The following is a 7,622-nucleotide window of genomic DNA, read 5'->3' as shown; positions in this document are numbered from 1 at the left end:
GTTCGGGATCACCTGCCGATTGTAGACGACGGCGGATTCGACGAGCTGCTTGCGGTTATGGAGAATGGCCGAGATGATGCTGACGGCGCGCTCGCCCGACGGCATCGACCACCAGTCCGGCATCCCGGCCCGTCCCGCCAGCACCTCATCGATCATCCGGATCAGCTTGGCTCGCTCGCTCTCGTCCCAGTCGAAATCGTAGCCGCCCTCCCCGGCCTCCCAGCCGAACGAAAAGTATTCGCCGACATGGCCGTCGCCGCAGCCGAGCCAATAGCCGAAGGCGCGCAGCAGTTTTCGCGTCAGCGGCGAGAAGTTCCGATCGAAACCCTTTTCCAGCTCCCGCAGCCGCGGATAGAGATCCTCCCCCGTCTCCTGGTCGCGGATTTGCGTCAGGCACTGGAAGTGATTGAGGCCGGCGCCCCAGACGTCCACGCGCGCCGCCGGCATGCCGAGGATTTTGGCGACGTTGTCGCGGGCGAGGAAGATGCCATGGCACAGGCCGAGGCTGTTGAGCCTGCTGTACTGGCCGAGTGCGAGGATGATGCGGCTCTCCGGATTGGAGAAGTTGATGAAGGTCGCGTCGGGGCAGCGCAGCTCCATCTCGCGCACGAAGTCGAACACGACCGGCAGGGTTCGCAGCGTGAAGAACAGGCCGCCCGGGCCGCCGTTCTCGCCGAGCGTATGGCGGATGCCATGTTTGCGCGGGATCTCGAAGTCGAGCTTCCAGAGCCGGTTGCGGTCGATCGCGGTCGAATGCACGACGAACTCGGCGCCGTCGAGCGCGCTGCGCCAGTCGGTGGTGGTCTCGATCCTGTAGCCGGCGCCGGATTTTTCGTTCAGCAGCCTGGCAAGCCGCGTCGACCGCTCCAGCCGCTCGGGACTCCGGCCGACGAGCACCAGCGTCGAGCCGGCCAGTTCCCGGGTGGAGAACAGGTCGCGGAACATGCTCATCCCGAACGCCGCGCTGCTCGCGCCGAGAAAGACGATTTTGGTCACGGGGGCCATGGCCGTCTGCTCCTGCCTTTGCAAGAAACTATCCGCGGCCCGGCGCTCACCCTTGATCGGAATCAAGGCGCGGGGTTCTGCCCGTCAGCTGTGAAAGTTCAGGCCGTCGACGATCTTGTCCGGAATGACGATTGGCAAACTCATCCCTTGGCGTCGCAGGCCCAGGCGCGGATCACGCATTCCTTGCCGCCAAACTTGTAGCATTCGCGCGTGGCGGCGTTGAGCGTGCTCGAAATCCTGGGCTTCACCGCATAACCATAGGCGCCGCACGGGTTGGCGAGATCGACCGCCATCGCGGCGCAGGCACGCTTCATGATCACGGTCGTGCAGTCGCCCTTGCATTGCTTCGCGGCTGCGGCGCGCGCGGCGGCCTCCCCACGGAAATCGTAGGCCTGGCCATAGGCGCCGCACTTGCCGACCGCGAAGGCGCCGGCGGCGTGCGCCTCGGTGACGTAACGGGCGGCTGCGACGCCGACGGTCAGCGCAAAGAAAAACATCGCGCAACGGCGCGCGACGGCATTCGAAGCCATGGAAACACCCCTCCCCCAAGGCAGGCGGCGCCGACTTTAGGAGGGGGGTCGTTTCCACTTGGTGAACGGGTGGTTGAAATCCGGCGTTTGGCGCGAAGCGCCTAACTCCGCCTTGCCGCGTCCAGCGCCTGCGGGGTGTCGATGTCGAGGAAGGCGCTCTCGCCGTCGACCGGCACCTCGGCGACGACCTCACCATGCTTGGCGATCAGGTGCCGCGCGCCGACGTCGCCGTCGAGCGTCATCAACTCGCCGAAGAAGCGGCGCGACCACAGCACGGGATTGCCGCGGCGGCCCTCGCTCACGGGCACGACGATGAGACTGCCGCGGTCCGGCGCAAAGCTGTCGATCATGCGGTCGATGAGCGCGGCGTCGATCAGCGGCATGTCGCCGAGACAGACCAAGGCGCCGTCGCAACGTTCCGGCACCGCCGCAATCCCCGCCTTGACCGAGCTCGCGATCCCGCCGGCGAAATCCGGATTGCGGACGAACCTGACCTTCAGGCCCTCGAGCGCCTGCTCCACCAGCTCGGCCTGATGGCCGGTGACGACGATGACCTCCGCGGCCTTCGAGGCGAGCGCGTGCTCGGCCACAACCCGCACCAGCTTCTTGCCGTCGAGCTCGGCCAGAAGCTTGTTCGGTCCGCCCATCCGGGTCGAGCGCCCGGCGGCGAGCACGATGGCCGCGACCTGGCTGTTGCCTTCCGTCTCCGGCTTGGCGCGCGGCTGCGGCCGGGTAACGATCTCCATCAAGAGCCCGCCGACGCCCATGCCCATCAGCTCGGAGCGGGTCACCTTGATGCCGGCAAGGAGCCGCATCAGCACCCAGTCAAAGCCGTTCTCGACCGGCGAGCGCGCGCAGCCCGGCGCCCCCAGCACCGGCACGGCGCCGGCGCGTCCGATCAGCAGGAGATTGCCGGGATCGACCGGCATGCCGAAATGCTCGATCGCGCCGCCGACATTGACGACCGCGGCCGGGATCACGTCGCGCCGGTCGGCGATCGCCGAGGCGCCGAACACGATGACGAGCTCGGCCCCTAGCCCGAGCAACTCCTTGATTGCCGCCGACAGCGCCGCCTCTTCGTGGGCGACGCGCCGCTCGGCGATGATGGTTGCGCCGGCCGGCGCCAGCCGCTCGGCCGTCACCCGCAGCGTCTTGTCGATGACCTTGCCCGACAGTCCCGGCAGCTGCGTCGAGACCACGCCGACGCGCTTGATCACGTAAGGCGCGACCTTGAGCACGTCGCGGCCGGCCGCCTTCACCGCCGCCTCGCGCAAGACGTCCTCGACGCCGAACGGGATGATCTTGACGGTGCCGACCATCTCGCCCTCGACCACCGGCTTGAAGGCCGACAAGGTCGCGAAGGTGATGGCCTCGTCGACGGCGTTGATGCGGTCGACGGCGGCCCGGTCGATCACCAGCACGCCCGCGCGCGCCGCGAACAGGTTGGCGCGCCCGGTGAAGGCGCGCTCGACATGGATGCCATCGCCGCCGACGGCTTGCGCGATGGAGGCCGCGGCGACGTCTTCGGAGACCTCGCCCTGCTCCAGCCGCACCACCACGACGTCCCTGATCCCGGCGCGCTCCAGCGCCTCGACCTCGGCGGACCCGATCGTCGTGCCCTTCTTCAGCACCAGGGGCCCCTGGCGCAGGGTGTGGACGGTCACCCCGCCGATCGCATCGCTCGGGCTCGCCGGACCGAATTTCATGCGGCCTGCTCTCTTTCCTTCGGCGGCAGGCGAAGCTGCGCCGTGACCTCGGCCATGATCGCCACGGCGATCTCGGAGGGCGAGACCGCGCCGATGGGAAGGCCGATCGGGGCGTGGATGCGCGCGATGTCGCCGTCCTTCGCGCCCTGCGCCCGCAACCGGTCGCCGCGCTTGGCGTGGGTCTTCCGCGAGCCGAGCGCGCCGATATAGAAGCAGTCGCGCGCGAAGGCATGCAGCAGGGCCGGGTCGTCGATCTTGGGATCGTGCGTCAGGGCGACGAACGCCGTGTAGCGGTCGACGTTGAGCGGCGGCAGCGCGACGTCGGGCCATTCGGCGATCAGCGGCACGTCCGGGAAGCGCTCGGGGCTCGCAAAGGCCGTTCGCGGATCGATCACGATGACGTCGTAGCCGAGCGAGCGGGCGAGCGGCGCGAGCGCCTGGCTGATATGCACCGCGCCGACGATGACCATCTTCGCGGTCGGGGCGTAGACGTTGAGGAACAGACGCCTGCCGCCAGCCTGGACGCTGGCGCTCTTGCCCATGCGCAGCTGCTTCTCCAGCTCGGCGCGCAAGGGGTCGCCGGCAATGTCCTTGGCCTTCACCAGCCGCTGCTCGCCGCTCTCGGTGTCGGTGACCAGGATCGCCGGACGGCGCGCGGCGCGCTCGGCGTTGAGTTCTCGGAGCGTTTCGAGCTTCACGATCAGGCGACCTTCTCGACGAAGACGCGGATGGTGCCGCCGCAGGACAGCCCGACATTCCAGGCGGTCTCGTCGGCGACGCCGAACTCCAGCATCCTGGGCTTGCCGGTCTCGATCACGTCCATCGCCTCGGTGACGACGGCGCCCTCGACGCAGCCGCCGGAGACCGAGCCCAGGAAGGTGCCGTCGTCATTGATGACGAGGCTGGAGCCTGCCGGCCGCGGCGCCGAGCCCCAGGTCTCGACTACGGTGGCGAGCGCGACGCCGTGGCCGGCCTTCCGCCAGTCCTCCGCCGCCTTCAGGATATCCTCGTCGCGATCGAGCATGGGTCACCTCGTCTTCAGGCTGCGGAGCGGATCAGGCTGCGGTGATGCGGGGGCAGCGGCCGGGACAACGTCGTGACCAGCTCCTGTATGGAACTCAAATTATGCACCGGGCGGAATTCGTCAACGTGCGGCAGCATCATTTTGATGCCCTGCGCCTTGGCCTCGAAGCCGCCGAAGCGCAGCAGCGGGTTCAGCCAGATCAGCCGGCGGCAGGAGCGGTGCAGCCGGTCCATCTCGAAGGCGAGCTTGGCATCGGCCTCCCGCTCCAGCCCGTCGGAGATGAGGAGCACGATCGCGCCCTGGCTCAGCACGCGCCGCGCCCACAATTTGTTGAAGTTGTGCAGCGAGGTCGCAATCCGCGTGCCGCCGGCCCAGTCCTCGACCGCGGCCGAGCAACTCGCCAGCGCCTCGTCCGGATCGCGCTGCCGCAGCGCGCGGGTGACGTTGGTGAGCCGGGTGCCGAACAGGAACACCGAGACGCGCTTGCGCGCGTCGGTGATGGAATGCAGGAAGTGCAGAAACAGGCGGGTGTACTCGCTCATCGAGCCCGAAATGTCGAGCAGCGCCACGATCGGGGCCGGCTTCTCGATCCGGCCGCGCCGGTGGATGTCGATGATCTCGCCGCCGGTGCGCAGCGAGGCGCGCAAGGTGCGGCGCAGGTCGATCCGCAAGCCGCGCGGATCGGGCCGATACCGGCGCGTCAGCAGCTCGGCCTGCGGCAATCTCATCCGCTCGATGGCGCGCAGCGCCTCGACGATCTCGGCCGCGCTCATCTGCGCAAAATCCTTCTTCTGCAGCACTTCCTTGTCGGAGACCGAGAGCCGCAGATCCTGCTCCTGCCTTTCGGGCGTCTCGCTCATCTGTGGCTGCGACATCGCCTCCTGGACGCGGCGCGAGGCCGGCGGCGGCTTCTTCTTGGCGTGATCGGGCAGCGGGATCGAATCCAGGAGGTGCTTCCATTCCTCCTGGGCGCGGAAGAACAGGTTGAAGGCCTGCCTGAAGATCAGCGCGTGCTCGTGGCGCTTGACGAAGATCGCCTCCAGCGTGGTGTAGACGTCGGCGCGGCTGCCGATGTCGATCGCCTGCAGCGCGTTGACGGCATCGATGACGGCGCCGGGCCCCACGGGAAGGCCGGCCGCGCGCAGCGCGCGCGCAAAGCCGACGATGTTGTCGGCGAACTGCTCGGTCTGTTCGGGCGCCAGGTGATTGATGGCCATGGTTCTACCCGTCCCCGTCCTTCCGGGCACGACGAAGTCGCAAGCCCGGAAATCCATACTCCCGACCGTGGCAATGGAATCCGGGCTCGACGCTTGCGCGTCGTCCCGGAACGACGGGAGCCGTTGTGACGCGCGAAAGTCAGTTCTCGCTCGTCGCGTCCTTCAGCACCTTCTGCAGGGTGTCGCCCTGCATCCGGACGATGTCATCCTGGTACTTGAGCAGCGCGCCCAGCGTGTCGCCGACCACCTGCGGGGTCAGCGAGCGGGCGTCGAGCTCCGACAGCGCGGTCGCCCAGTCGATGGTCTCGGCCACCCCCGGCGACTTGTAGAAATCCTGGTTGCGCAGCGCCTGGACGAAGCGCACCACCTGCTGCGACAGCTTTGCCGAGATGCCCGGCACGCGCGTCTTGATGATCGCGAGCTCGCGCTCGGCTGCGGGGTAGTCGACCCAGTGATAGAGGCAGCGCCGCTTCAGCGCGTCGTGGATCTCGCGGGTGCGGTTGGAGGTGATGATGACGATCGGCGGATGCGGCGCCTTCACGGTGCCGAATTCCGGGATCGTCACCTGGAAGTCGCTGAGGATCTCCAGCAGATACGCCTCGAACGCCTCGTCGGCGCGGTCGAGCTCGTCGATCAGCAGTACCGGCGGACCCGCGACGTCGGGCTCCAGCGCCTGCAGCAGCGGCCGCTTGATGAGATAGCGGTCGGCGAAGACGTCCGAGGCGAGCTGCTCGCGGTCGGTGTCGCCGGCAGCCTCCGCCATGCGGATCGCGATCATCTGCGCGGCGCTGTTCCACTCGTAGACCGCGGAGGAGACGTCGAGACCCTCGTAGCACTGCAGGCGGATCAGCTTCCGCCCCAGCGCCGCCGCGAGTACCTTCGCAATCTCGGTCTTGCCGACGCCGGCCTCGCCTTCGAGAAACAGCGGCCGGCCCATCCGGAGCGCGAGATAGGTCACCGTCGCAAGCGAGCGCTCGGCGAGATAGCCCCGCGACGTCAGAAGTTCGAGCATCGCATCGACCGATGCCGGCAGTGTCGCTGCAGTCATGAAACAGCCAGTCTCGCTACGCCCTCAACGGGCCGGTCATTCGACCAGTTCATTCCTTGGCGTTGGCGGCGTCGACGGCGCGCCGCGTCAGCACCGCGATCAGATGCGCGCGGTATTCGGCGCTGCCGTGAATGTCGCCGTTCAGTCCTTCCGCCGACACGTTGAGGCCGTCGAGCACCTTGGACGAGAAGCGCTTCTTCAAAGCCTCCTCGAACGCGGTGACGCGGAACACGCCGTTGCCGCCCGCGCCGGTGACGGCGACGCGCACGTCGGAGGGGCGCCGGGCCACGAACACGCCGACCAGCGCGTAGCGCGAGGCCTGGTTGCGGAACTTGATGTAGGCCGCCTTCTTCGGCAGCGGGAACATCACCTTGGTGATGATCTCGTCGCTTTCGAGCGCGGTCGAGAACAGGCCCTGGAAGAATTCTTCAGCCTTCAGGCGGCGCTTGTTGGTGACGATGGTGGCGCCGAGCGCCAGCACGGCCGCCGGATAATCCGCGGTCGGATCGTTGTTGGCGAGCGAGCCGCCGATGGTGCCCTTGTGACGCACCGCGGGATCGCCGATCTGGGCGGCGAGTTCGGCCAGCGCCGGAATCGCTTCGCCGACGATGGCCGAGGTCGCCACAGTCGCATGCTTGGCGGTCGCGCCGATCACCAGCGAGCGGCCCTTCATCTCGATCGTATCGAGCCCCTCGATGTGGGAGAGATCGACCAGATGCGGCGGGCTGGCGAGGCGCTGCTTCATGACCGGCACCAGCGTGTGGCCGCCGGCAATCACCTTGGCGTCTTCGTTCTTCACCAGGAGATTGGCGGCCTGCCGTACCGTCGCCGGGCGGTGATATTTGAATTCGTACATGGAGAACTTCCTGATCGCGGTCGCGATGAAATCAATTAAGCGAGATCGGATTTGCCCATCGCCTTGGCGCCGGCGGCGATCGAGGCAACGATGTTCTGGTAACCGGTGCAGCGGCACAGATTGCCTTCGAGCTCTTCGCGGATGACGTGGTCGGAGAGATCATGGCCCTTGCGGTGGACCAGATCGACCGCGGTCATGATCATGCCCGGCGTGCAGAAGCCGCACTGCAGGCCGTG

Annotated in this window: 9 protein-coding genes; all 9 read right to left on the bottom strand. The window is 67.6% G+C overall.

Annotated features, from left to right (window positions below):
- Window positions 1-1,005 (bottom strand): alpha-glucosidase/alpha-galactosidase (locus tag KGM94_RS21630; protein ID WP_300263925.1); only part of this gene is annotated, 1,005 nt, incomplete at its 3' end.
- Window positions 1,006-1,145: 140 nt separating this feature from the next.
- Window positions 1,146-1,535 carry a DUF4189 domain-containing protein gene (locus tag KGM94_RS21625; RefSeq protein ID WP_300263924.1) on the bottom strand — a complete coding sequence of 130 codons (390 nt, stop codon included), beginning with the start codon at window positions 1,533-1,535 and terminating at the stop codon, window positions 1,146-1,148.
- A gap of 101 nt (window positions 1,536-1,636) precedes the next feature.
- Entirely contained in the window at window positions 1,637-3,241 is a 1,605-nt protein-coding gene (locus tag KGM94_RS21620) for a molybdopterin-binding/glycosyltransferase family 2 protein (RefSeq protein ID WP_300263922.1), read from the bottom strand.
- Complete coding sequence (locus KGM94_RS21615; RefSeq protein WP_300263920.1) at window positions 3,238-3,939, bottom strand: XdhC family protein; 702 nt, start codon at window positions 3,937-3,939, stop codon at window positions 3,238-3,240. The genes KGM94_RS21620 and KGM94_RS21615 overlap by 4 nt, the downstream gene beginning before the upstream one ends.
- Window positions 3,940-3,941: 2 nt before the next feature.
- Window positions 3,942-4,265 (bottom strand): XdhC family protein, encoded by a 324-nt coding sequence (locus KGM94_RS21610; RefSeq protein WP_300263918.1) that lies wholly within the window; start codon window positions 4,263-4,265, stop codon window positions 3,942-3,944.
- A gap of 14 nt (window positions 4,266-4,279) precedes the next feature.
- On the bottom strand, window positions 4,280-5,482 hold the full coding sequence (locus tag KGM94_RS21605) for a VWA domain-containing protein (protein WP_300263917.1): 1,203 nt from the start codon (window positions 5,480-5,482) through the stop codon (window positions 4,280-4,282).
- 139 nt (window positions 5,483-5,621) lie between these two features.
- Complete coding sequence (locus tag KGM94_RS21600; RefSeq protein ID WP_300263915.1) at window positions 5,622-6,530, bottom strand: MoxR family ATPase; 909 nt, start codon at window positions 6,528-6,530, stop codon at window positions 5,622-5,624.
- Window positions 6,531-6,579: 49 nt separating this feature from the next.
- Window positions 6,580-7,386 carry a xanthine dehydrogenase family protein subunit M gene (locus KGM94_RS21595; protein WP_300263913.1) on the bottom strand — a complete coding sequence of 269 codons (807 nt, stop codon included), beginning with the start codon at window positions 7,384-7,386 and terminating at the stop codon, window positions 6,580-6,582.
- Between the two features lie 35 nt (window positions 7,387-7,421).
- On the bottom strand, window positions 7,422-7,622 hold a 201-nt coding region (locus KGM94_RS21590; protein ID WP_300263912.1), incomplete at its 5' end, for a 2Fe-2S iron-sulfur cluster-binding protein.

It is taken from the genome of Bradyrhizobium sp. (assembly GCF_028868675.1).
GTDB lineage: Bacteria > Pseudomonadota > Alphaproteobacteria > Rhizobiales > Xanthobacteraceae > Bradyrhizobium.
Note: the sequence above shows the minus strand (reverse complement) of the source record. Positions and strands in the feature narration are given on the sequence as shown.